The organism is Williamsia sp. 1135, from assembly GCF_002095395.1.
Lineage (GTDB): Bacteria > Actinomycetota > Actinomycetes > Mycobacteriales > Mycobacteriaceae > Williamsia.
The window spans coordinates 132729-155465 of the sequence record NZ_MJEI01000100.1 but is presented as its reverse complement, the minus strand read 5'-3'; the positions used below and the strand labels follow the sequence as shown (position 1 = coordinate 155465).

The window sequence follows — 22737 nt, the reverse complement described above, 5'->3', positions numbered from 1 at the left end:
CGAAAGCCGGAACACCTTGCGGTGTTCCGGCTTTCGACAAACATGCGGTGATTACAACAGCAGAACTGCTATCAGCCGATGCTGAAGGGCTTACCGTACAGAGTCACGATGCCGGTGACCGAAGGGGTCTCGACGGTGACCTTGACGTATGCCTTGGCCTCGGCGAAACCGGCGCAACCGTCAACTGCAAAGGTTTCCTGGCTGTAAGCCACGCCGCCCTTTGCACCCTCGAAGTCGATGCCAACATTCTCGTCGTCCTCGCGGAACAGGGCCCAATACTTCGCTTCGCCCGGCTGCAGGGTAAACCCGCCGCCAAGGTCTGCCGACTGGCCGAGACTCGGGTCGGATCCTGTCGATCCCGGCACTCCACCTGGGTAGACATTTCCTTCGCTATCGGTTCCGCCGGGAGCGATGCCGCCACTCGGGTCAGATCCCGGGGACGGAGCGATACCGACATTGCCGCCGGCTTCAGCACCGAAGTTAAGCTGGCAACCCACGATGTAACCAGCTTCGATGTTGCCGCCTTCGGCACCACCCTGAACGTCGACGAGGACCTGGCCGGACAGCCACACGTTGCGGCTGGTCGGCAGGGCGACGGTGGACGGGTTGATATTGGCGAACTCGTTCTTCAGCGTGACGGTCACCTTGGTGCCGTCGAGCAGTGTCTGCGTGACCTGGCCACCGGGAAGCGGGCCGGCTGCGGCAGCGCCTGCTCCCATCGTGGACAGCGCGACTGCGGTCACGCCGGCAATACCGGCGGCCGCGGCCAAACGACGCGTGGTCTTCTTCTGCATGATTCCCCTTAACGGAATTTTGAGTCTGCTTGCGGCAGAAAAGCTTTAGTTTTGCGGATTGAAGTTTCTGCCGACAATCAGTTCAGGCTGAACGGGTCGCCGTAGAGGGTCGACTTGATGACGTAATCACCGCTGGTGGTGACGATGGATGCGCTGCGCGCCTGCGCGTAGCCGCCGCACTGCTGCACATCGATGCCGAACTGCTTGTACTGAACGCTTGACGGCGTGCCGTCAAACTCTTTTTCGCCGACCACGGCAAATGCAGCCTCGCCGGGCTTCAGCGGCACACTCAGCGAACCGGACAGGCTCGCGCCGCCGCCGATGATGTCCAGTCCTGCACTCAGCCCACCGGTGAGCCCCGTGATGTCGATCTGGCAACCGATGATGTAGCCGACCGTCAGCGTCCCCGAAGCGGAGCCGGGCTCGACGATCACGGTGCCGGACACCTCAGCCGCACGTCCTGCGCCGTTGTTGGCGACCGACGGGACCGGGTAAGCGCTCTCGCCGACCTTGCTGATTTTCACAGACGTGCCGTCGACGCCGACAGTTGTCTTCGTCTTGTTGGCCAGCGGGCCGGCAGCGGCATTGCCCGCGCCCATGCTCGCCAGTCCAAGAGCCGCGACCGCGGTAATGGCGCCAACACCGACGACTCGGCGCAGGCCGAACATGCTCATCTTGCTCATTCGTTCCCTCTCACAGGATTGCTGTGTAATCCAAGCTCAACCAAATCGTGAGCTTGAAGTGACCAACTGGTTCGTCGAAATCTTCTATGGGAAGAGTTAACGGGCGGGTATGCCCAAGGTTTCCCATTTGTTAATTCCGGCCGAACATTCGGCCACACCGCGATCGCCATTGGGGACGGGTCACGGGATACGTCCAGCCCCCGCGCTGGTACTGGAAGTATCGAGCGGAACGTTAGTGTGCTTGCCCACCGCAAGCAACAGTTGGAGGAGAGCGTGTTCTGATACAAAAGATCCGCTGTACTGGACAGCGGATCTTTGATAGTGCAGGGAATTCAGTGAATTATCAGGAAAAGCCCAGCACCGGCCTGTGACCGAAATGCTATTCAGCCGTGATGGGGCGGGCGATTCTCCAGAAACCATTCATCACTTTGCATATCCTCGCTTCTGTGACCTTCATCACAGGAACCGAGCGTTTGTTCATCGCGGGTGGTCGTGGGCAGATCGTCGCCGAAAATCTTCTCTAATTCCGCGCGTTCTTTACTTCGCTTGGCTACGGAAGGGTCCGGCATGATCGCCTCAGAAGTTGCTGATCGAGGTGATGAGGTGCTTGGCCATCGGGGTGATGGTGGCCATCCCGTCTCGGACCGCAGCCCTGGAGTTCGCCAGATTGACCACGATCGTTTGCCCGGAAATACCTGCGAGGCCACGAGAAAGACCCGCGTCCATCGCGCCGGCTGCCAAACCTGAACTACGCAACGCTTCTTCGATGCCCGGCAGCTTGCGGTCGAGAAGATCCGCAGTTGCCTCCGGCGTCACGTCACGACCAGCAACGCCGACACCTCCGACCGAGATCACCAGATCGACGCCACCGATGACCGCCGTGTTGAGGGCGTTGCGGATCTCGACCTCGTCGGATTCCACCGCGACGACGGCGTCGACGTGGAAGCCGGCCTCCTCGAGCAACTCACCCACGAGCGGCCCGATCAGACTCTGATCCTCGCCGTGTGCCGCACGATCGTCGACGATCACGACCAGGGCCCGGCCCAGGTCCTCTTCAGCCAGGTTCAATGACCTCATCCGCAGTCCTTCCGCTTCGATCTCTTCGGCGCGGACGGCGAGCTGTTCGGCCGCAGCATCTGCGGCCACAACATCCGCCTCCCCGATCACCATCGCGGAGATATCGACATCTCCGAAGGGAACTGTATCGGGCGGGGTGATCGTCACGGTCCTCAGACGGGCACCGAGGCTGTCAGGGGCTTTTTCAGAGTCTGGCGATTTCACGGGCTAACGTCCTCCGGTGTCCAAGGTGTCGAGCGTTACTTGAGCGGTCTTCTCTTGGCCGTTCACCTCATAGGTGATCTCCACAGTGTCACCAGGTGCGTGCGAACGCACCGCAGCGATGAGAGCGTCACCGGAAGGGATGACCCGATCGTCGAGCTTGGTGACCAGCGCGCCGTTCGGGATACCTGCCTTGGAGGCAGCTCCCCCGCCGGTGACCTCACTGATGAGGGCACCCGGATCGTCGGCAGACGGCGCACCTGAGCGCACCGAGACGCCGAGACCCGCCTGCGTGGCCTTGCCGGTCTGTTCGAGCTCGTTGGCGATACGCATGGCCTGGTCGATCGGGATCGCGAAGCCCAGGCCGATGCTGCCGCCGGTCTGTCCTTCGGAGAGGCTGGCGATGGCGGAGTTCACACCGATCAGCGCGCCGTTGGCGTTGACCAGTGCGCCGCCGGAGTTACCCGGGTTGATGGCCGCGTCGGTCTGGATGGCGTCGATGACCGAGGCCTGTCCGTCGCCTTCACCGCGCGTCGACACCGGACGGTTGAGTGCGCTGATGATTCCGGTGGTGACGGTGCCGTTGAGACCCAGCGGGGAACCGACGGCGACCACTTCCTGACCGACCTCCAGATTGTTCGAAGTACCCACCTCGATGGGCGTCAACCCGGTCTTGTCGACCTTGATGACCGCGATGTCGGAGATCTGATCAGCACCAACAACTTCCGCGTCGGCGGTGCTGCCGTCACTGAAGGTGACCGTCAATTTCGGCGAGCCACCCGCGCCGGCGACGACGTGGTTGTTGGTCAGGATGGTGCCGTCCGCAGTGAGCACGATGCCGGATCCGGAACCGGAGGCCTGGCTGCCCTGTACCTCGATGGAGACCACCGACGGCGTGACCTTGTCTGCCACGGCCTGGGTCGACCCGGCCGGAGCGGCTGCGGGCTGGGTGTTGTTGCGATCGCCGCCGAGAACGCTGTCGCTGTTGGAACTCGAGTTGGACGCGTTGTCGCTCACATTGGCGCCGACGACACCGCCGACACCACCGGCCACGAGAACCAATGCGACTGCTGCAGCGGCCAATCCGGCTTTCGCTCCGCCGGAGCGTCCCGACTTGGTCTTCGGCTGGGCCGGTGCGTAGCTCTGGGGTCCGCCGCCGTAGGGGTTGTTGTCGCCGGCGCCGGGGCTGGGGAACGAGTTGGTGCCCGGTCCGGACGAGGGCTGGGCGTATCCGGAGTAGGGAGTGGACTGGCCGTAGCGGCCCGCGTAGGGATCCTGCGAGCCGTACCCGTAACCGGGCTGCTGGCCGGATGCGGGCTGTCCTGCGCCGCCCTGGCCCGGGGCGGGCTGCTGGCCGGTGGACGGGCGCCCATATGGGGTCTGGGCCGAATGGCCGAAACCCTGCGTTCCCAGGTTGGTGGTGGGTTCCCCGGCCTGCGGTTGCTGGCCGGCCGAACGGGGGTCGAACGCCGACGTCCGGCCGTAAGGATTGCCCTGGGGCGCAGATTCGGCAGCATCCTCATGCCTACCGAACTGCTCTGCGGGATTCTGCGGTCCCTGCTGTCCCTGCTGTCCCGCTTGTTCCGATTGTCCACTGAACCCTTCGCCGTCACCGGTTCCGCGCTCGTTGTCGTTGTTGCCGACCATGTCCTCCGCTTGCTTTCTGCCATGCGCACCGTTGCGCGCTCTCCGCTGCCGCAACAATTCTCGGCACTGATGAATACCTTGCTGTGTCGTCCTGAGATGGGGCTGAGATAGCGCTGTTGGTTTACCCCTCAATTCTCCCACCAGTAACTATGAGTGGAAGGGAGGTCGGCTCAACGAATGACCGCGGACCTGTTCACGCAAGGGTCTACTGCTGCACCACGCGCGGTGCGATCTCCGCTGCCGTCGGCGATCCGGGCAGGCTGATGGTCACCAGAGCGCCGCCGAACTCGGACTGTTCGGCCCACACCGAACCGCCGTGGCGGGTCACGACCTGCCGCACTATCGCCAGGCCGAGACCCGACCCGGGCATCGACCGCGACGCGGTGGACCGGTAGAAGCGCTCGAAGACGAGTTGGCGATCCTCGGGTGGGATACCCGGACCGGCGTCGGCAATGGCCAGTTCTGCCCTACCGGGTTCGACCTGCGTCAGCCGAACCACCACGGGCTGGTTTGGTGGGCTCCATTTCGCGGCGTTGTCCAGGACGTTGAGGACCGCCCGCGAGAGTCCCGCGCTTTCACCGAACACGAACCACGGACTGACGTGCACGGAGAAATCGACGTCGCTGCGACGCCGGCGAACCCGCTCGAGGCTGCGGTCGACCACTTCTGCCAGATCGATCTCTTCGTGCACGACCTCGGGGGCGTCCTCGCGGGCGAGGTCGACCAGGTCGCCCACCAGCGTCGACAACTCCCCGATCTGCGCCATCACGTCGGTGCGCAGCTCGGCCATGTCGGACTCCGGGATCGGGCGCGCGCCGGGTTCGCTGGAGGCGATCAGCAACTCGAGGTTGGTACGCAGCGAGGTCAGCGGGGTCCGCAACTCGTGCCCGGCGTCCGCCACGAGCCGGCTCTGCCTGTCTCTCGACTCGGCCAGCGCCCGCAGCATGAGGTTGAAACTCTCGGTGAGCCTTGCCAGTTCGTCATTGCCGATGACGGGGATCGGCGTCAGGTCGTCGGTTCTGGCCACCCGTTCGGCGGCTCGGGTCAACCGGGCCACCGGTCGCAGACCAGCTCTGGCGACGGTAGTTCCGGCCACCGCGGCCAAGATGACGCCACAACCCCCGATCACGCCGAGCACCCACGCCAATCGATGGAGCACGTCGTCGGTGTCGGCGAGGCTCTGCGAGATGATGATGGTGTTGCCGTCGGCGAGCTTGCGCGCCAGCACCCGCTGATTCTTGGCAGTGCGCAGTGAGTACTCGGACTTCCCGTCGACCACCTCCTGCTCGGACGCCCCGAAGGGAACACTGCCGAGCTGGAATCCGCGCCCACCGGGCATCACCAGGGCCACCGAGATGTCGGTCGAGTAGACCGTTCCGGCGACGAGGGACTCCGGTGAGTCGTCGAGGATGCCGATCTGGGCCATCGCGGTCAGGCCGTTCGCACGGTTGTTGAGCTGGGAATCGACATCGGCGTACATGGCGCGGTACACGACCGCGAAGGCCGCGGCAGCCATCACCGCGACGGCGATTCCGACCACAGTCGCGGCGAGGATGGTGATGCGCCAACGCAACGAGATGACCCGCGTAACCGGTGTGGGCGCACGCATCTCCCGCGGCACCGGAGCGGCGTCGAGTTGCGTAGGGCGTTGAGGCGTCAAGGTGCCCGGCGCGGCCGACTGATCGGCCGGCGCGGAGGCGTGACGATGATAGAAACTCACGATTTACGGCGGGGTCTCCCGCAGGACGTAGCCCACGCCCCGCACGGTGTGGATCAACCGGATCTCACCTTCGGCCTCGGTCTTGCGGCGCAGGTACCCCACGTACACCTCGAGCGCGTTGCCCGACGTCGGGAAGTCGTAACCCCACACCTCCTCGAGGATGCGGCTGCGGGTGAGCACCCGCCGCGGGTTGGCCATCAGCATCTCGAGCAGCGCGAACTCGGTGCGGGTCAAGCTGATCGACCGCTCTCCCCTGGTGACGTCACGTGTCACCGGGTCCATGGTCAGATCCTCGAACGTCATCGCCTCCGAGTCCGGCAACGGCTCGGCGGTCGCGCGACGCATCAGCGCCCGCAGTCGGGCGAGCAACTCCTCGAGCGCAAAAGGCTTGGGGAGATAGTCGTCGGCTCCGGCGTCGAGGCCGGCCACCCGCTCGGACACCGAGTCCCGAGCGGTGAGCACCAAGATCGGCAGGTCGTCGCCGGTGCTGCGCAACCGGCGGCACACTTCGAGCCCGTCCAGCCGCGGCATCATCACGTCGAGAACCACCGCCTCGGGGCGATCCGATGTGATCTTTTCGAGTGCTTCGACACCGTCACCCGCGGTGGTCACCGTGTACCCGTTGAATGTCAGGGACCGGCGCAGGGACTCGCGAACGGCACGATCGTCGTCCACAACAAGAATGCGCATGCCAACAGTCTTACGTGCACGACTGAGAGTGCGCTAAGGAACCCCTGTTCCCGGCGTGTCCGATACGCGTAGGCCGGTGCGCGACGATGAGTTCTGCGCAGAACTCGAGTCCTACTTCGTGGGAGCAGAACTGCGCCGAATGGAGGCTTGGATGGCTGGACTCGAAGGCAAGGTCGCCTTGATCACCGGGGGTGCGCGAGGACAGGGCCGGGCGCACGCGGTGACGCTCGCCCGCGCCGGCGCCGACATCGTCGTGTGCGACGCCGTGACCCAGATCGATGAGGTCGACTACGACCTGCCGACTCCGGCGGATCTCGAACAGACCGTGCGCGAGGTCGAAGCGCTGGACAGGCGATGCCTCGCGCTGCGGGCCGACGTCCGTGAGCTGGAGGCCATGCAAGGAGTCGTGGAAGAGGCGGTGGCGACGTTCGGGCAGATCGACATCGTCGTCGCCAACGCCGGCATCGCGAGCGCCGCCCCGATCGCCACGATGTCCGCCGAGCGGTGGCAGACGATGATCGACGTGAACCTGACCGGCGTCTTCAACACGTTCCGGGCGGTCCTGCCGCACCTCATCGAGCGCGAGTCGGGACGGATCGTCGCCACCTCGTCGTCGGTCGCCCCGACCGGCGCCACGAACTCCGGGCACTACGCAGCGGCGAAGGCAGGGGTCCTGGCGCTGGTGAAGTCGGTGGCGTTCGAGGTGGCCGAGCACGGGATCACCGTCAACGCCGTCCTGCCGGCCGGCGTGAACACGCAGATGATCCACAACCCGACGACCTACGGGATGATCCGGCCCGATCTGGAGAACCCGACCCGAGATGATGTCGAAGAGATGTTCCGGCAGGGTCGGCCACGGCCGGGGCTGCTGGAGCCAGAGGATGTGGCCAATGCGGTGCTGTTCCTGGTCTCCGATGAAGGGCGTTGCCAATCAGGCGAATCCATCACGCTCAACAACGGGATGAACTGACGCGGTCGCTCAGGGAGCGCCGAACGACTCCCGGTGCACGACGTCGTCGAGGGAACGTCGATCTCGCCAACCGAACCGTTCCAGATCGGGAACGGCCTGCAGTTCGGTGACCGGTCCCAGACACAGCCAGGCCACCACCTCGATCCCGTCGGGGATGCCGATCAGCTCGTGCAGAAACGGTTCGGTGTAGAACGACACCCACCCCACCCCGAGGCCCTCGGCGGTGGCCGCCAGCCACAGATTCTGGATCGCCAGCCCGACCGACAAGCGTCCGGTCTCGTCAATCGTGTGACGGCCGAGGATGTGTTGTCCGCCGCGTGCCCGGTCGTAGGTCACCACCACGCCGGTGCCCGAACTCTCGACGCCGTCGACGACGATCGGCCTGAAGGTATCGGCCCGATCAGAGGGCAGCGACCTCGCGAATGCCTCGCGTCGTTCCGCCACGTGAGCGGCGAAGCGCCGCAGGATGTCCCGATCCTGGACGACCACGAAGTCCCATGGCTGGGTGTTGCCGACGCTGGGCGCCGCATGGGCGGCAGAAAGGACGCGGTGTAGCTGCTCTTCGGTGAGGACGTTCCCCGTGAACTCGTTCCGCACGTCTCGGCGTGCAGCGATTGCTTCGTAGACGTTCATCTCGGATCCCCCACCCACATCTATCGCCGACCGAGCGCCCGCTGCGGTGCGGTCGGCAACTTCCACTTGAACTGCAGGCTCGCCAGCCGGAGCCCCGTCGCGACCGTTGCGCCGACGACGAGTCCGGTCCAGTCGGGCCAGCCGATTCCGTCGACGACGACCACGGCGACCGCGCCGCACATCGCCGGAACCGCGTAGAGATCGGACGGCCGGAGCAACAGCGGCACCTCACCGGCAAGGACATCACGGATCACGCCACCGCCGACCGCGGTGGTGATGCCGATCAACACGGCAGCGATCGCACTCGACGCGTGGTCGAGAGCGAGCAACGCACCGGACACCGCGAAGACCCCCATGCCGATGGCATCGAGGAAGAGGACCGCCGGGTAGAGCCGCTTGAACGCGGGGTGGAGGAAGAACGTGAGCAGGCCGGCCACGACCGCGATGGTCAGGTTCGGCCAGTGTTGCACCGATGTCGGCGGGGTGATGCCGAGCAGGAGGTCGCGGACGATCCCGCCACCGACGCCGGTTGCGGCACCCATCGAGAGGATGCCCCAGAGGTCGAAGTCCTTGCGAACCCCGACGAGGGCGCCTGAGCAGGCGAAGACGGCGATGCCGGCGAAATTGAGGATGTCTTGCAGCACCACGGGCCTCCCATCTCACTTCGTCCGGGCACAACAAAAGACTGACCGTCAGCTGACGGTCAGTCTCTGTCGTCTAGAAATTGGTGAAGGGCTGGAAGCCCTCAGCGCTTGTCGAGATCGACGATGCCGAGCTTCACGGCCTTGACCAGGCGACGCGGCACTCGATGTGCAACACCGCCGACCTTGACCTCTTGCAAAGCCGGGTTGTCCGCTTTCCACTGCGAACGGCGGCTACGAGTGTTCGACCGCGACATCCGGCGCTTCGGTACAGCCATGATTCAGCCCTTCATTTCTTTCGTTTACGTTCCGGGGGTTGTGCGTGTCCGTTTGCCGTAGCGGCGCTCGAACTTCTGCACTCGTCCTGCGGTGTCCAGTACCCGCTGCGCACCGGTCCAGAAGGGGTGCGAGTCGGACGTGACATCGACAACCACTAGAGGGTACCGGTTACCGTCCTCCCAATCCAAAAAGACCTCGGAACTGAGCGTCGACCGGGTGAGGAATGCCTTGCCCGTGGACGCGTCCTTGAAGATCACCGGCTGGTAGTCGGGATGAATGTTCGCCTTCATGACTTGTCCTCTCTTTCCGGGTTCTGCCCGGGGTTGTCAGGCTTTGGACCAGCCAAATCCTGTACTTCTAGGAACCATTCAGCGGGTGGTTCTGTTCCCTCGAGAAGCGCTCGTTCATCGAGCATGTCGTCACACGGATCGGCGTGGGTGACACCGAACGGGTCGGACAATCTGTGCCAGCCTGCTTGGCCTGCGGCGAGCTCGTCGTCGGTCAACACGGCGGCTTGCAGGGTCCTCCGGATGTGTCCCGGGTCGGCATCGACCGACACCGCGACGATAGAAGTACTGCGGTCGCCGTAGAGCGAATGCCACCGCAGGGACGCCATCGCGAGCCGCTCGGGGTCGGCCTGGGCGACCTCATCGCCGGTCATCGCGGCGAGCCAGGTGCCGCCGGTGGCAATGCGCAGACCGCCGCCCGCGCTCTCGAGCCACAGTGCCTCGTCGGGCTGGGTCGCCAGCCAGAGCCGACCCCGTGCCGCCACAACCCCGTCGAGCAGGACGTCGATCGCGTCGTGAAGACGCTCGGGATGGAATGGCCGGTCGGTCTCGAACTCGACCACCTGAACCCCGCAATCCGGGGTCAGCGGTGGCTGCCCGCGTAACAGCGGATCGTGCGGGCCGGTGATCTCACCCCTGCGCGCCCCGTCCGGTATCGAGGCGATGAGGTTGCGCATGATCGTTGGTCCGAGCGGGCGCTGCGGTAGCTCCATGATCATCGGCGCAGTCGGGTTGAGGCGTTTGAGGACAGCAAACAGCTTCGCGCCCGACCAGCCATCCGCCGCTTGGCCGTGGACCACCAACGCGTCTGCGAAGTCGACGTGGCCCACAGCGAGCTGGGCCACCGTCCTTTCGTCTTCAGAGGAACCGCGGTCGTCTTCGGCGAGGATCCGGTCACCGGTGGCGTCCTCGAGCCACGTGCCCTCGTGGATACATCCGATGACCGCCTCGATCTGTACGTCGAGACCTGCGGGTCCGTCCACCTGCCCCGGGACGTCCGCGACGACGACGTTGGTGATCGCCCAGGACAGCGGCTCGGGTTCGAGCGCAGGGTCGAGGGCGAGCACGATGCGGTCGACGTTGCCGCGGCGGTGCAGGGCCCGGAGCAACGGCAACACGTCTTCACGCATGGCGCAGGACAGGCAACCGTGATCGAGTGCGCTTTGTGTTGTGCGTGACTCTGTTTCGCCGTTGAAGTCGGTGGTCGACACGGTTCGGACGATCGTTCCCACCCCCACGAGCGACAGGTCGTGATGGACCACCGCGGTACCGGATACCGCGAGGGCCTCGGCACTGCGGATGGTGGCCCCGCGATCGAAACCGGTGACGATCACCAGCGGGGTCTTGTTGACCAGCCGGGTCACTGAACACACTCCTATCGGGAATCGTTTTCATTTACTGAGTGTTGAAGGTACAGTCCAACTCGTCGGTTGTCGACAACCATTCCCATTAAGTAACGAGGAGGGCCCCGATGTCCGCGCACTGCCAGGTCACCGGCCGCAAACCCGGCTTCGGCAAACAGGTGTCGCATTCGCATGTGCGCACCAGTCGCCGTTGGAACCCCAACATCCAGCGACGTCGCTACTACCTGCCCAGCGAGCACCGGACCATCACCCTGACGGTCTCGGCGAAGGGCATCAAGACGATCGACCGCATCGGCATCGAGGCCGCGGTCGCCAAGATCCGCGCACAAGGAGACAAGATCTAGATGGCACGCAACGAGATTCGCCCGATCGTCAAACTCAAGTCGACCGCAGGGACGGGATTCACCTACGTCACCCGCAAGAATCGTCGCAACGATCCCGATCGGATGGTGCTGCGCAAGTTCGACCCGCGCGCCCGACGGCACGTCGACTTCCGCGAGGAGCGCTGATGGCCAAGAAGTCCAAGATCGAGAGGAACGAGCAGCGCAAGGTGATCGTCGCGCGGTACGCGGAGCGCCGCGCGGCACTCAAAGAGACCGCCCGGAGCCCGACGTCGTCCGACGAACAGCGCGCCGAGGCCCAACTGGCCCTGCAGCGACTCCCCCGCGACTCGAGCGCCACCCGCATCCGCAACCGCGACGCGGTCGATGGGCGGCCGCGCGGCTACGTCGGCAAGGTCGGACTGTCCCGCATCCGGCTGCGGCAGATGGCCCACGATGGTGAGCTTCCGGGAATCACCAAATCCAGCTGGTGACAAAAGCATTCACCACCTAACAGCTTCGATCAACAGATAGGGACTTTCATCATGGCCAGGCGCCCCGCCAAACCCGACCTCCCGGCCAAGCGCAAGCGGAACATGCTGCTCACGGCCGGCGTCACCACCGTCGATTACAAGGACACGGCTCTGCTACGCCAGTTCCTGTCCGATCGAGGCAAGATCCGCAGCCGATCGATCACCGGACTCGACCCGCAGCAGCAACGTCAGGTCGCGACTGCGATCCGCAACGCTCGCGAGATGGCACTCCTGCCCTACCCCGGCTCGTCCCGCTGATCGATCACTTTCTGCTTGCATAAGTGGAAAGTGATCCTTAAACTTTCCATCATGGAAAGCGATGAGGCACGAGAGCTACTCAGGTTGGCGGAACGGGCCGAGGCCGCCCCCTACCTCGACTATCCGCCGACGCCCTGGTGGTACTACCCCGTCATCGGTGCGTGGGCCGCAGGAATGATCGGTGACTTCGGCTGGTGGCGAGAGAGCATCCCGCTGTTCGTCGGAACGCTCGTCGTGTTGATCATCGCCGAGATCGTCTTCGTCACCTGGATGCAGCGTCGCCATGGCTCGCTGCCTCAGCCCGGGCGGGGCTCACCTCCGGCGGAGATCGGGGTCGAGTGGCGGAACTACTTCCTGGCGCTGCCGATCGTTACGGTGGTGGTCGCCGTCGCGTGGTGGCTCGGTGGCGTCCTGACAGCTGCCGTCGTCGCGTTTGTCCTGATCACTTGCGGCCTGGTGATCTACGAGAAGAGATACGCTCGCGCAGCAGACGCGGTCCGGGCCCGCCTGACATGATCGACGGCCTCGACCCGGTCATACACGCCCCGAAGCGGTTGGCGGCCATGGCCATTCTCGTCAACAGCTCGTCGACGTCCTTCCGTTTCCTCAAGGAACACCTGGGACTGGCTGATTCCGATCTGTCGAAGCAGATGTCGGCGCTGGAATCGGCGGGGTACGTACGCGCATCGAAAGACGGTCGGGGGCGGGGTGCGTCGACCACCTACAAACCCACCACCGCAGGCACGAAAGCGTATGAGACCCATCGCGCTGCCCTACGCGCCCTCCTCGACCCCCGATGATGGGTTGTTCTGGCGAACGAAACCCCAGGTGGGACCCGCCAAAACAACCCATCATCGGGTGTACCTAGACTGCTCAGGTGTCAGGCGTCATCCAGGGCTTCACGGTGATCTTCATCGTGGTCTTCGTGGGATTCATCCTCGGCCGCACCGAAGCTCTCGGCCCTGGTGCGGTAATAGTGTTGTCCCGCTTGGTGTTTTTCGTCTGCACTCCCGCACTGCTGTTCTCCTCACTGGCCAAGGCCGACCTCGCCGATGTCTTCTCGACGACGCTGGTGGTCGCCGGTGGCAGTGCGTTGCTGATCGGCGCGATCTACTTCGTGATCGCCCGGTGGCTGCTGAAACGGCAGGTCCCCGAGGCGACCATCGGCGCGCTGTCGGCGTCGTACGTGAACAGCGCGAACCTGGGAATCCCGATCGCGATCTTCGTTCTCGACGACGCCTCGTTCGTGGCGCCGCTGCTGCTGTTTCAAATCATGGTCTACTCGCCGCTGGCGCTGACCGCCCTCGACCTCACCGCAGTGGGACGTACCGATTCCGACGGCGTCACCCGTCGAATATCGTTCCGCGACACCGTGGTGACCCCGTTCACCAACCCCATCGTGCTGGGCGGAGCGGCCGGTCTGGTGATCTCCATCATCGGGGTCACCCTGCCCGAGGCAGTGATGGAGCCGTTCGACATGCTCGGCAACGCCTCGGTCCCAGGGGCACTCCTGGTGTTCGGGTTGTCACTGACCGGCGTCAGCGTGTTGCAGAAGGGACAGAGCCCCCGCCGCGACGTCGCGCTCGCGGCCTTCCTGAAGATGGTCGTCCAGCCGGTACTGGTGTACTTCCTCGCCCGATTCGCCTTCGGTGCCACCGGCCACGAACTGTTCGCCCTCGTTGTGATCGCCGCACTGCCGACCGCCCAGAACGTCCTGGTCTACGCCACGCGCTACCAGCGCGGTGTTGTCCTCGCGAGAGATTCGGCGCTGGTCACGACGCTGATCGCGATACCGGCGATCGCGCTGATCGCATTCCTGCTTGCCTAGTCGCTAGGCGATCGGATGATCCGGTGCGATCAAAGCCGCGATGTCGGTGGCAAGCGGGTACGCGATGTTGCCCTCCTGCGTCCCCTGATCGGTGGGCGTCGCGGCGACGGCGATGGTCACGGTGCCGATCTTCGAACGGTGGGCCGGCAACGTCAGGACCGTCGAGGTGTACCCGTTGAAAAACGGATTGGCGTAAAACCAGTCGTTGTTGATGAACACACCGAGACCGTACGAACGCGCAGTCGTCAGAGTGGCAGGGCCGAACGGTAGGCCGGCCAGCCCCTGATCGGTGAGCTCGCGGTAACCGTTCTCACCAAGGAACCGTGACGAGCCCAGCAGCGCATCGAAACTCGAAGCGGCGTCGTCGATGGTGGTCGTCTGCACGGAGCCGTTTGCGATGGTCCACGAAGGACTCCAGTCGATGGTGTCCTCATATGCACCGCGATCGGTGCTGAACCCGTGCAGTGCCGGCGCCGGGATCGCGGGTCCCTGATTCGACACAGTCTCGGTGAGTCCGAGCGGGTTCGAGATGTAGGTGCGCAGCAGTTCGGCGAGCGGCGTACCGGTGGCCTTTTCGAGCACCAGACCCAGGATCACGTAGTTGCTGTGCGAGTAGCCGAACTCCGTCCCGGGTTCGAAGGTGCGTTCCTGTGCGAACGAGAACGACAGCAGCTCCTCGGGCGTCCAGTTCTTGTAGACGTCGGCGAGGTTCTGCTCGGTGAACGACTCATCGGTCACATAGTCCGGGTAGCCGGCGGTCATCGATGCGAGCTGGCGGGGCGTCACCTTGTCGGCGTACGGCAGATCGGGACGCCACTTCGAGATCGACTCATCGAAGCCGACGATGCCCCTCTTCTCCAGTTCGACCAGCAGCGCGCCCGTGTACGTGATCGCGATGGCCCCGTTGCGGAAGTGGTCTCGGGTGGTCGCAGGCACTCCCGGCGCAGCCCCGCCGAACGCGAGATCGGCGACGACCTTGCCATCCACCCGAACCTGCACGATCGCCGAACGCAGATTGCCGTCGCCGACCGCATCCAGAATCACGTCGTCGACGGCGGCAGGAAGGTTGAGTTCGGCAGCAGCCGGGGCGGCGGTGATCGACAGACCGACCGCCACCGCCGCCGAGATGGCGACGGCTGACAGAACTCTGGGCAGGCGGAACAACGGCATCGGGTCCTCCGGTCTCGAATGAGAAACGATATCCCGGCGCCGACTCCCAGGCAGCGCGAATGGTCACCGAACCCAGACATGACCCTGATGTGCGAGGGAAGCCCTGGCTTATGGTCGCGACCGACGGTCAGCGGCTAACCTCACAAGGGTGAGTGACCTGATTCCTTCTGAAGACCCTGACCAGGGCCGCAGCCGCCTGCGTGCGAGCGACAGTGACCGCGACTTCGTTCACCAGATCCTGTCCTCGGCGATGAGCCAAGGCCATCTGAGTCCGGTCGAGTACGAGGAACGGGCCGGTAAAGCCGTCGCGGCCAAGACTTTCGGCGAACTCGATTCGCTCACCGACGATCTGCCCGTCAATCAGCTGACCACAGCAGCGGTCGCGACTTCGCGGCGGGTGAATCAAGCGTCCGCCGGCGTCGAGGTGATCACCAGTCGCGTGGCCGTGATGAGTGGTTCAGAACTGAAGGGTCGGGTCGCCGTCGGCGAGCATCTCAACGCCTTTGCTCTGATGGGCGGCGTCGAGATCGATCTGCGCGACGCCGAGTTCACGTCCGATCAGCTGACAATCCGCGCGAACGCGATCATGGGCGGCATCGAGATCGTCGTGCCCCACGATGCGACGGTGCGAATCACCGGGATGGGCATCATGGGCGGTTTCAGCGGCAGCCGCAACGCCGAGGGTAAAGGTGTCCCCGGTGCTCCAACGATCACCGTGAGTGGGCTCGCAATCATGGGCGGGGTCGAAGTGGTGCGCCGAAGTCCGCATGGTCAGGGGAAGACTTCGCTCGACAAATAACGACGCCCCACGGCGCCACCCGAGGTGTCAGAGCAGTGTCAGCGATACGCCGCGACAAACGGGCACTCGAACGGATCGGCAAATCCCATGCCCACCCGGTTGAGGTACTTGATGACGATGCCGTACGACTCGACCAAGCCCGCTTCGGTGTAAGGAACGTCGTTCTCCAAGCAGTAACGGCGGACGAGCGGCCGGGCCTGCCGCAGGCTCGCACTCGGCATGCTCGGGAACAGATGGTGCTCGATCTGCAGATTCAGTCCACCCATCGCCCAGTCCATCGCCCGACCACCGCGGACGTTGCGGGAGGTACGGACCTGACGCTCGAAAAAGTTCACCCGAACGTCTTTCGGCACAATGGGCATGCCCTTGTGATTGGGGGCGAAACTGGCGCCCATGTAGAGCCCAAAGACCACCGACTGAACGATGAGGAACACCGCGCCGACGCCCCAGCCCATCGCGCTGAACACGAGCACCGGGAAACCGATCAACCGGATCGAGAGCAGCGCAAGCTCGAGGCGGCGCCGACTCGGTCGGGTGCCGTCGAAAAGCACTTTCAGGGACTCGAAGTGCAGGTTCACCCCTTCGAGGGTGAGCATCGGGAAGAACAGCCAGCCCTGGTGGGCCCGAATCCAACCCTTGAGGCCGCCGGTGTCCTCGAAATCTTCGGGCACGAACATCAGCGCGCCGGTCGCGATGTCGCCGTCCTTGCCGATCTTGTTCGGATTCGCGTGATGCTTGGAATGTTTGCCCTGCCACCAGCCGTATCCGAGACCCACGATCAGGTTGCCGATGAGTCGGGCGGCCCACTCGTTCGCCTTGCCCGAGGCGAACACCTGCTTGTGGGCGCTGTCGTGCGACAGAAATGCCGTCTGGGTGAACAAGATTCCGAATACTGGAGCAATTGCAAGTTGCCACCAACTCGAACCGAGTGCGAAGACCACACCGAACGTGGCGAGAAACGCGCCGAGCAGCAACGCGAGCCTGCCCGCGTACCAGCCGATCCTGCGTTCCAGCAGGCCAAGGGCTTTTACCTCGGAAAGAAGGTCGGCATACAGTCGAACCTGATCGTTCCGGGTCGCATCCATGCCTGAACAGTATGGTGTGCAGCCCGTTTGTGCATCCAACTCCGGACGGAGTGCCGACCCCCTACTTCAGGACTAGAGACCGACTCCCCATCCGCACGCGGGTCAGCGCCGGCCGCGACGACGTTTGCCACCGAGGTAGTCACCGACCACCGCCGCACCGAGACCGTCGAGATCAGGGGCCACCACGCGCCCCGAGACCCTGCGGGCCATCTGGTCGACGAACTGCACCAGGCCCGGGTCGTCGCCGAGCCGGAAAATACTGACCTGAGCGCCCATCCTGGCCACGTTGTCCAACTCCCGGACGGTCGCTCCGAGCGTCGCCGGATGCGGCGGGTAGTAGAAGAACGGCTCACCACCCGGCAGCAAATGAGCGGTTGGCTCGCCGTCGGTGACGATCAGCACCACCGGTTGGGCGTTCGGGTGTTTCCGAAAATGCCGCTGCGCCAGCAGCAGTGCGTGATGCAGGTTGGTGCCCTGTTGCCGCATGCCGTCGAGGCCGATCAGCTCACTCATCTCCAGGGTGCGGGCGTAGTGCCCGAACGAGATCAGTTCGAGCTCATCGGACCGGAACCGGGTGGAGATCAGGTGGTTGAGCGCCATCGCCGTTCGCTTCATCGGCGTCCAGCGATTCTCCAGCCACATCGAGAACGAGGTGTCCACCAGCAGGGCGACCGCCGCCTGGCTCCTGGCCTCGGTCTCCCCGACCTCCACGTCGCGAACGTTGATTCGCACGCCGTCGCGGAGCATCCCGTTGCCGGCGTGCAGCTTGTCCGGATCTTCGGAAATGGTGCGCAACACCGCATTCGAGACCGTTCGGGTGACATCCCACGGTTCGGTGTCGCCGAACTCCCACTCACGAGAAGAGCCCGTCGGCTCCCCCGCCTGTCCCGACCGTCGTGTCTGACGATCGCCGCCACGACCAGAGAGCTGCTCTGCCACATCCTTGAAAATCGACTGCCCCAGCTGCCGCATCGCCTTGGGCGACAGCCGCAATTGGCCGTCGCTGCCCTTTTCGAGCAGCCCCTGCTCTTTGAGTGCCTTTTCCAGCTCGGACAGGGTCCTGGCGTCCACTGCTGCATCGGCACCGAGCTGGCGGGCCAGCGCGTCGAGGTCGACGTCATCGAGATGGGCGCCCGAATACTGTTGCGAGAGTTGCTCTGACAGCGATTCCAACTCGGCGAGATCTTGCAGGGCACCGGCACCTTCGCCCATACCCATCCCCTGGCCGCCCTCGAAGTCCTGGCCTTCACCCCAGCCCATTCCCGGACGGGCCTGCTGCAGTTGCGAATCCATCTGCGCGAGCTGGTTCATCAGATCCGGCGAGCCGAAGGCCTGCTGCGACAACTGATCCAGCTCGGCGCGCTGCTCATCGGACAACGAGTTGTAGAACTGCTGCGCGGCAGCGGCACGGGCGGCGAGTGAATCGATCAACTCGTCGGTGTTCTTCGGGTTCTCCGGAAAGAACTCACCGTGCTTGTCCATGAACTCGCCGAACTGCTCGCTGGTGTCCTCGCCGCGATTGTGCGCGGCCAGCAGCTCGTTGAGGTCCCTGAGCATGTCGGTGATGCGTTGCTTGTCTTCCTCGGTCGCCCCTTCGAGGGCTTCCTTCATCCCGGCGAAGCGCTGGTCGAGCAGTTCCCGACCCAGGAGATCTTTGATCTTGTCGTACTTCTCCTTGGCCTCGGGGCTGCGCCAGTCGTAGTTCGCGAGATCCTGTACCGCCTGCGCGGTCGAGGTCGGGAGGTTCTGGATCTGCATCTCGGCGAACCTGGCCTCGTCGTCCAGGTCGCGCGCCAACTGCTTGCGCTCGTCGAGAACAGCGTCGTCGAGAAGCTGACGGATCTCCTCGAAGGTCCCGTTCAGGTTGCGCGACTTGAGGATTTCCTCGCGCCGCTTGTTCACCATCTCCCGGAGCTCGTCGAGCCCCCGCATGTTGTCACTGCCGCGGCGCAGGTACTCCCGCATCGCCGCTTGCGGGGACCCACCGGCCATCACGTCGTCGCCGATGGCGTCGAGTGCCTCACGCAGATCGACCGGCGGCGCGAGCGGGTCGGGTCCGCCGGTGTAGCGCAGATACCGTGCGCGATGAAAATTACTGCGGGCCATGTTGTTTCCCGTCGAAAGATTTAATGGTGTCTAGCCATAAATGGTCTGGCCTTCTTCATCGGCCTCTTTGCCGATCCGCCGCGCCAGGAACAGCCCTTCGAGGGCGAGCTCCAACGCACTGGCCCGCTCACCTTCGTCGGTGATGTCGAAGCGTTCGGCGATCTTGTTGACCACCGGCTCCGTGCCCTCGGGCATCGAACTGAGCAGCTGCGACGCCGAGACACGATCACCGGTGACGATCGGGTCGCTGGCCTCGAGCGCGGTGACGAGTGTGGCCAGGTCGACCCCGCCGAGGTGTGCTCGAACGGTGTCCGCCGTCGACTTTCGAAGGAGATGCTCGAGGATCTCGAGTTCACGACCCTCTTCGCCGGATTCGAACTCGACCTTGCCACGCAGCACCTCGATGACCGAGGAGAGGTCGACGATCCGCGCCACCGGGAACTCCTCGCCGAGGACCGCCGACCGGTGCAGCGCCGCAGCCGCGACGGTCTCCGCACCTGCGATGGCGAAACGCGCCGAGACACCTGAGCGCTGATCGATCGCCGGATGATCGCGCACGTGCCGGGTGAACCGGGCGATGATCTCGATCAGGAACGTCGGCACAGTCGCCATCAGGTCGGCTTCCTGCTCGATGACCGCGATCTCGTCGTCCAGTTCGATCGGGTAGTGAGTGCGGATCTCGGCGCCGAAACGGTCCTTGAGCGGGGTGATGATCCGTCCGCGGTTGGTGTAGTCCTCGGGGTTCGCGCTGGCCATCAGGACCACGTCGAGCGGCAGCCGCAGGCTGTAACCGCGGACCTGGATGTCGCGTTCCTCCATCACGTTGAGCATCGCGACCTGGATCCGCTCGGCGAGATCGGGCAGCTCGTTGATGGCGACAATGCCGCGATGTGCCCGAGGGATCAGTCCGAAGTGGATGGTCTCGGGGTCGCCGAGACTGCGCCCCTCGGCCACCTTCATCGGGTCGACGTCGCCGACGAGATCGCCCACCGAGGTATCCGGGGTCGCAAGCTTCTCGCTGTACCGCTCACTACGGTGCAACCAGCTGATGGGCAGGTCTTCCTGCAGGTTCGCGGCCTTGCGGATCGATGCCGGGGTGATGGGCTCGAAGGGATGCTCGGCGAGTTCGGAGCCGTCGATGACGGGGGTCCACTCGTCGAGGAGCCCGGAGATGGTGCGCAGCAATCGGGTCTTGCCCTGGCCGCGCTCACCGAGCATGACGACGTCGTGCCCGGCCAGCAAGGCGCGTTCGAGCTGCGGGATGACGGTGGCCTCGAACCCGAGGATCCCGGGCCACGGATCGTCGCCCGCGCGGAGCTTCGTCAGCAGGTTGTTGCGGATCTCGTCCTTGACGCTGCGCTGCACATGACCCGACGCGCGCAGCTCCCCGAGGGTGCGCGGCGAGGGGTGGGCAGTGGTGATATTCGCGGTGTGGGGTGTGCTCACCCCTTCCACGCTACGAGCACTACCGCAGAAACGCACTCCTTTACGCCTGCAGAGGAACCGCGGACGTCGTTCCAGGGGTGTCGATGGACCCGGCGAGTCGATGGGTGAGACTGGATCGATGGTGGAGAACACGGTGCAGAACACACAGTTGCCGACGGGCGCACTCGACGGAGTTCGGGTGCTGGAATTGGGCTCACTGATCGCCGGCCCGTTCGGCGCCCGCCTCATGGGTGACCTGGGTGCCGACGTCATCAAGATCGAGGCACCAGGCAAGCCCGACCCACTGCGGGGCTGGGGTCAGGCCGAGCGCGACGGACATCGTTTCCTGTGGACCGTCTACGCCCGCAACAAACGCGCGGTCACGCTGGACCTGCGCAGCGACCGTGGCCGCGAGATCTTCCTCCAACTCGTCGACTCGTCGGACATCATCGTGGAGAACTTCCGACCAGGGACGCTCGAAAAGCTCGAACTCGGTTACGACGTGCTCCGCGAACGCAATCGGGGCATCATCCTGGTGCGGGTGTCGGGATATGGACAGACCGGACCAGACGCGGGTCGAGCCGGTTACGCGTCGGTCGCCGAAGCCGTCAGTGGCCTGCGCCATCTCAACGGCTATCCCGATCAGCCTCCGCCTCGACTCGCGCTGTCGCTCGGCGACACGTTGGCGGGCATGTTCGCAGTGCACGGGGCACTGGCAGCCCTCTACCGGCGCACGATCACCGGAGAAGGTCAGATCGTCGACACCGCGCTGAACGAATCCTGCCTGGCGATCCAGGAATCCACCATCCCCGATTACGACCAGGGCGGCATCGTCCGTGGCCCTTCCGGCACCCGGCTCGCGGGCATCGCCCCATCGAACATCTACCCCACCGCAGAGGGCCGGATGGTGGTGATCGGCGCCAACCAGGACACCGTCTTCGCGCGGTTGTGCGCGGTGATGGGACAGCCGGAGTTGAGCAGCGATCCCCGCTTCGCCACCCACAGCGCGCGGGGCGAGAATCAGGACGAACTCGACGAGCTCATCGCAGCCTGGACCGCCGAACAACCGCACGACGATTTGATCGAACGGCTCAGCGATGCCGGAGTCGTTGTGGGGCCGATCAATACCGTTGCCGAGGTGATCAACGATCCCCAGCTGATCGCCCGGGGCATGATCGCCGACCACTTCGACGAACGGATCGGCGAGAACGTGCGCGGCCCCGGGATCGTGCCGCAGTTGACGGGTACCCCTGGCCGGATCCGGAACGCTGGGTCGGCCACCCCTGGCCAGCACAATTCGGAAGTCTATGGCTCACTTCTGCACTTGAGTGAGGACGAACTCGGCGCGCTGGCCGAAGACGGGGTCATCTGAGCGGCGCCCTGGGATCTGCCCCGTATGGGAGGGCGGATGGCGTATTTATTGCCGTCCCATGTCCGAATCGGGGCCGATCTCAGGGCGAAAGTCGGCCCACTAACGGAATGCCAGCCAGATCGCGAGCCCGAAGCCGCTGAACGCGATGGCGGTGCGCAGCACGGAGACCGGTAACCGGGCGACGACGGGTGGTCCGATCCACCCACCCGCGAGGCAGCCGATGCCCATGCTCGCCGCCGCCACCCAATCGATCGAGAAGAAGAACGCGAACGCCACCGACGCAACGAGATTCGACGCGCACAACAATAGCGACTTGAGCAGCGTCGCCTGGAACATCGTCTGTCCGGTGGCCAGTAACGCCAGGGCCATGAAGATGATCCCGGCACCGGCGCCGAAGTAGCCGCCGTATATCCCGATGACGAAGACACCGATCCCGAACACCGTCGGAGCCTCGCGGTGGCCCGAAAGCCGCCTGATCAGCGGTTGACACAACACCGCAAGCGCTGCGAACGCAACGAGATACGGGACGAGGGCCTCGAACGTGGTCGCCGGGGTGAGCAGCAGGACCACCGAGCCGACGAGACCACCCGCTGCGGCCGCGCCGAGAAGGAGACCGAGTCTGCGGTCGAACGTGATCGACGCACGAGCCTGTGTCGCACTCCCGATGCCGACCGGGATCAACGCAACCGTGTTGGTGACATTGGCCGTGATGGGCGGCAGACCCACCAGCAACAGAGCCGGATAGCTCACGAGTGAGGCGATACCGGTCACGTAACCCACCACGCCGGAGAAGAAGCCGGCGACAACGAGGAACGCCACTTCTGCCACAACGCCGAAACCTACCCCACCCGTGGG

General features: G+C 64.6%; 27 protein-coding genes. 10 read left to right on the top strand and 17 right to left on the bottom strand.

Annotated elements, in window-relative coordinates:
- Nucleotides 1–71 precede the first annotated feature (71 nt).
- From BFL43_RS19505 to BFL43_RS19475, 7 genes are all read right to left on the bottom strand, one after another.
- Nucleotides 72–794, bottom strand: coding sequence for an MspA family porin (locus BFL43_RS19505; protein ID WP_084894126.1), 723 nt, complete (start codon nt 792–794; stop codon nt 72–74).
- Between the two features lie 77 nt (nt 795–871).
- On the bottom strand, nt 872–1477 hold the full coding sequence (locus BFL43_RS19500; protein ID WP_084894125.1) for an MspA family porin: 606 nt from the start codon (nt 1475–1477) through the stop codon (nt 872–874).
- Nucleotides 1478–1860: 383 nt separating this feature from the next.
- Nucleotides 1861–2046: a hypothetical protein gene (locus BFL43_RS19495; protein ID WP_084894124.1), complete on the bottom strand. Its 186-nt coding sequence runs from the start codon at nt 2044–2046 to the stop codon at nt 1861–1863.
- Nucleotides 2047–2053: 7 nt separating this feature from the next.
- Complete coding sequence (locus BFL43_RS19490) at nt 2054–2701, bottom strand: MogA/MoaB family molybdenum cofactor biosynthesis protein (RefSeq protein WP_240498368.1); 648 nt, start codon at nt 2699–2701, stop codon at nt 2054–2056.
- Nucleotides 2702–2761: 60 nt separating this feature from the next.
- Nucleotides 2762–4402 carry a trypsin-like peptidase domain-containing protein gene (locus BFL43_RS19485; RefSeq protein WP_084894123.1) on the bottom strand — a complete coding sequence of 547 codons (1641 nt, stop codon included), beginning with the start codon at nt 4400–4402 and terminating at the stop codon, nt 2762–2764.
- Nucleotides 4403–4607: 205 nt separating this feature from the next.
- Nucleotides 4608–6011: a HAMP domain-containing sensor histidine kinase gene (locus BFL43_RS19480; RefSeq protein ID WP_084894122.1), complete on the bottom strand. Its 1404-nt coding sequence runs from the start codon at nt 6009–6011 to the stop codon at nt 4608–4610.
- Between the two features lie 114 nt (nt 6012–6125).
- Nucleotides 6126–6812, bottom strand: a complete 687-nt coding sequence (locus BFL43_RS19475; RefSeq protein ID WP_084838963.1) for a response regulator transcription factor — start codon at nt 6810–6812, stop codon at nt 6126–6128.
- 55 nt (nt 6813–6867) lie between these two features.
- Here BFL43_RS19475 and BFL43_RS19470 point away from each other — a divergent pair, with 55 nt between their 5' ends.
- Complete coding sequence (locus BFL43_RS19470) at nt 6868–7782, top strand: mycofactocin-coupled SDR family oxidoreductase (protein WP_346425983.1); 915 nt, start codon at nt 6868–6870, stop codon at nt 7780–7782.
- A 9-nt stretch (nt 7783–7791) separates the two neighbouring features.
- Here BFL43_RS19470 and bluB read toward each other — a convergent pair whose 3' ends face one another.
- The 5 genes from bluB to BFL43_RS19445 form a co-directional block, all read right to left on the bottom strand.
- A complete protein-coding gene (gene bluB, locus BFL43_RS19465; protein WP_084894121.1) occupies nt 7792–8415 on the bottom strand; it encodes a 5,6-dimethylbenzimidazole synthase in 624 nt (207 codons plus the stop codon).
- Nucleotides 8416–8435: 20 nt separating this feature from the next.
- Entirely contained in the window at nt 8436–9059 is a 624-nt protein-coding gene (locus tag BFL43_RS19460) for a trimeric intracellular cation channel family protein (RefSeq protein WP_084894161.1), read from the bottom strand.
- A gap of 101 nt (nt 9060–9160) precedes the next feature.
- Nucleotides 9161–9334 carry a 50S ribosomal protein L32 gene (rpmF, locus tag BFL43_RS19455; protein WP_023962752.1) on the bottom strand — a complete coding sequence of 58 codons (174 nt, stop codon included), beginning with the start codon at nt 9332–9334 and terminating at the stop codon, nt 9161–9163.
- Between the two features lie 24 nt (nt 9335–9358).
- Nucleotides 9359–9625 (bottom strand): type B 50S ribosomal protein L31, encoded by a 267-nt coding sequence (locus BFL43_RS19450; RefSeq protein ID WP_084838961.1) that lies wholly within the window; start codon nt 9623–9625, stop codon nt 9359–9361.
- Nucleotides 9622–10986: a GTP-binding protein gene (locus BFL43_RS19445; RefSeq protein WP_240498363.1), complete on the bottom strand. Its 1365-nt coding sequence runs from the start codon at nt 10984–10986 to the stop codon at nt 9622–9624. The genes BFL43_RS19450 and BFL43_RS19445 overlap by 4 nt, the downstream gene beginning before the upstream one ends.
- Nucleotides 10987–11093: 107 nt before the next feature.
- On the opposite strand from BFL43_RS19445, the gene rpmB reads away from it, so the two are divergent.
- The 7 genes from rpmB to BFL43_RS19410 all read left to right on the top strand — a co-directional run bounded on the left by rpmB (nt 11094) and on the right by BFL43_RS19410 (nt 13925).
- Complete coding sequence (gene rpmB / locus BFL43_RS19440) at nt 11094–11330, top strand: 50S ribosomal protein L28 (RefSeq protein ID WP_084894120.1); 237 nt, start codon at nt 11094–11096, stop codon at nt 11328–11330.
- Nucleotides 11331–11495 carry a 50S ribosomal protein L33 gene (rpmG, locus tag BFL43_RS19435; RefSeq protein WP_084894119.1) on the top strand — a complete coding sequence of 55 codons (165 nt, stop codon included), beginning with the start codon at nt 11331–11333 and terminating at the stop codon, nt 11493–11495.
- Nucleotides 11495–11800: a 30S ribosomal protein S14 gene (rpsN, locus tag BFL43_RS19430; protein ID WP_084894118.1), complete on the top strand. Its 306-nt coding sequence runs from the start codon at nt 11495–11497 to the stop codon at nt 11798–11800. Before rpmG ends, rpsN begins: the two co-directional genes overlap by 1 nt.
- A gap of 51 nt (nt 11801–11851) precedes the next feature.
- Nucleotides 11852–12097: a 30S ribosomal protein S18 gene (gene rpsR, locus BFL43_RS19425; RefSeq protein WP_084894117.1), complete on the top strand. Its 246-nt coding sequence runs from the start codon at nt 11852–11854 to the stop codon at nt 12095–12097.
- A gap of 51 nt (nt 12098–12148) precedes the next feature.
- A complete protein-coding gene (locus BFL43_RS19420; protein WP_084894159.1) occupies nt 12149–12613 on the top strand; it encodes a hypothetical protein in 465 nt (154 codons plus the stop codon).
- Nucleotides 12610–12897, top strand: coding sequence for a transcriptional regulator (locus BFL43_RS19415; protein WP_084894116.1), 288 nt, complete (start codon nt 12610–12612; stop codon nt 12895–12897). Before BFL43_RS19420 ends, BFL43_RS19415 begins: the two co-directional genes overlap by 4 nt.
- A gap of 77 nt (nt 12898–12974) precedes the next feature.
- Nucleotides 12975–13925, top strand: coding sequence for an AEC family transporter (locus tag BFL43_RS19410; RefSeq protein WP_084894115.1), 951 nt, complete (start codon nt 12975–12977; stop codon nt 13923–13925).
- Between the two features lie 3 nt (nt 13926–13928).
- Here BFL43_RS19410 and BFL43_RS19405 read toward each other — a convergent pair whose 3' ends face one another.
- Nucleotides 13929–15095, bottom strand: a complete 1167-nt coding sequence (locus tag BFL43_RS19405) for a serine hydrolase domain-containing protein (RefSeq protein WP_084894114.1) — start codon at nt 15093–15095, stop codon at nt 13929–13931.
- A gap of 157 nt (nt 15096–15252) precedes the next feature.
- On the opposite strand from BFL43_RS19405, the gene BFL43_RS19400 reads away from it, so the two are divergent.
- Nucleotides 15253–15894, top strand: coding sequence for a DUF1707 domain-containing protein (locus tag BFL43_RS19400; RefSeq protein ID WP_143695433.1), 642 nt, complete (start codon nt 15253–15255; stop codon nt 15892–15894).
- 38 nt (nt 15895–15932) lie between these two features.
- On the opposite strand, the gene BFL43_RS19395 is transcribed toward BFL43_RS19400, so the two are convergent.
- The 3 genes from BFL43_RS19395 to BFL43_RS19385 all read right to left on the bottom strand — a co-directional run bounded on the left by BFL43_RS19395 (nt 15933) and on the right by BFL43_RS19385 (nt 20540).
- The gene (locus BFL43_RS19395) at nt 15933–16979 is read right to left on the bottom strand and encodes an acyl-CoA desaturase (RefSeq protein ID WP_084894112.1); all 1047 of its coding nucleotides are present in this window, start codon (nt 16977–16979) and stop codon (nt 15933–15935) included.
- 102 nt (nt 16980–17081) lie between these two features.
- The gene (locus tag BFL43_RS19390; RefSeq protein ID WP_084894111.1) at nt 17082–19085 is read right to left on the bottom strand and encodes a VWA domain-containing protein; all 2004 of its coding nucleotides are present in this window, start codon (nt 19083–19085) and stop codon (nt 17082–17084) included.
- Between the two features lie 30 nt (nt 19086–19115).
- Nucleotides 19116–20540, bottom strand: coding sequence for a sigma 54-interacting transcriptional regulator (locus tag BFL43_RS19385; protein WP_084894110.1), 1425 nt, complete (start codon nt 20538–20540; stop codon nt 19116–19118).
- 139 nt (nt 20541–20679) lie between these two features.
- Between BFL43_RS19385 and BFL43_RS19380 the strand changes: the two genes are divergently transcribed.
- Complete coding sequence (locus BFL43_RS19380; RefSeq protein ID WP_084894158.1) at nt 20680–21882, top strand: CoA transferase; 1203 nt, start codon at nt 20680–20682, stop codon at nt 21880–21882.
- 99 nt (nt 21883–21981) lie between these two features.
- Here the strand turns inward: BFL43_RS19380 and BFL43_RS19375 are convergent, their stop codons facing one another.
- Complete coding sequence (locus BFL43_RS19375; RefSeq protein ID WP_084894109.1) at nt 21982–22710, bottom strand: sulfite exporter TauE/SafE family protein; 729 nt, start codon at nt 22708–22710, stop codon at nt 21982–21984.
- Between the last annotated feature and the right edge of the window lie 27 nt (nt 22711–22737).

What these genes read in the sequence shown, in the direction of transcription:
- BFL43_RS19405 (WP_084894114.1), bottom strand. Translation starts at nt 15,095, where the DNA reads ATGCCGTTGTTCCGCCTGCCCAGAGTTCTGTCAGCCGTCGCCATCTCG.
- BFL43_RS19450 (WP_084838961.1), bottom strand. Translation starts at nt 9,625, where the DNA reads ATGAAGGCGAACATTCATCCCGACTACCAGCCGGTGATCTTCAAGGAC.
- rpsN (WP_084894118.1), top strand. Translation starts at nt 11,495, where the DNA reads ATGGCCAAGAAGTCCAAGATCGAGAGGAACGAGCAGCGCAAGGTGATC.
- rpsR (WP_084894117.1), top strand. Translation starts at nt 11,852, where the DNA reads ATGGCCAGGCGCCCCGCCAAACCCGACCTCCCGGCCAAGCGCAAGCGG.
- BFL43_RS19415 (WP_084894116.1), top strand. Translation starts at nt 12,610, where the DNA reads ATGATCGACGGCCTCGACCCGGTCATACACGCCCCGAAGCGGTTGGCG.
- bluB (WP_084894121.1), bottom strand. Translation starts at nt 8,415, where the DNA reads ATGAACGTCTACGAAGCAATCGCTGCACGCCGAGACGTGCGGAACGAG.
- BFL43_RS19495 (WP_084894124.1), bottom strand. Translation starts at nt 2,046, where the DNA reads ATGCCGGACCCTTCCGTAGCCAAGCGAAGTAAAGAACGCGCGGAATTA.
- BFL43_RS19390 (WP_084894111.1), bottom strand. Translation starts at nt 19,085, where the DNA reads ATGGCCCGCAGTAATTTTCATCGCGCACGGTATCTGCGCTACACCGGC.
- BFL43_RS19500 (WP_084894125.1), bottom strand. Translation starts at nt 1,477, where the DNA reads ATGAGCAAGATGAGCATGTTCGGCCTGCGCCGAGTCGTCGGTGTTGGC.
- BFL43_RS19485 (WP_084894123.1), bottom strand. Translation starts at nt 4,402, where the DNA reads ATGGTCGGCAACAACGACAACGAGCGCGGAACCGGTGACGGCGAAGGG.
- rpmB (WP_084894120.1), top strand. Translation starts at nt 11,094, where the DNA reads ATGTCCGCGCACTGCCAGGTCACCGGCCGCAAACCCGGCTTCGGCAAA.
- rpmF (WP_023962752.1), bottom strand. Translation starts at nt 9,334, where the DNA reads ATGGCTGTACCGAAGCGCCGGATGTCGCGGTCGAACACTCGTAGCCGC.
- BFL43_RS19420 (WP_084894159.1), top strand. Translation starts at nt 12,149, where the DNA reads ATGGAAAGCGATGAGGCACGAGAGCTACTCAGGTTGGCGGAACGGGCC.
- rpmG (WP_084894119.1), top strand. Translation starts at nt 11,331, where the DNA reads ATGGCACGCAACGAGATTCGCCCGATCGTCAAACTCAAGTCGACCGCA.
- BFL43_RS19395 (WP_084894112.1), bottom strand. Translation starts at nt 16,979, where the DNA reads ATGGATGCGACCCGGAACGATCAGGTTCGACTGTATGCCGACCTTCTT.
- BFL43_RS19475 (WP_084838963.1), bottom strand. Translation starts at nt 6,812, where the DNA reads ATGCGCATTCTTGTTGTGGACGACGATCGTGCCGTTCGCGAGTCCCTG.
- BFL43_RS19505 (WP_084894126.1), bottom strand. Translation starts at nt 794, where the DNA reads ATGCAGAAGAAGACCACGCGTCGTTTGGCCGCGGCCGCCGGTATTGCC.
- BFL43_RS19480 (WP_084894122.1), bottom strand. Translation starts at nt 6,011, where the DNA reads ATGCGTGCGCCCACACCGGTTACGCGGGTCATCTCGTTGCGTTGGCGC.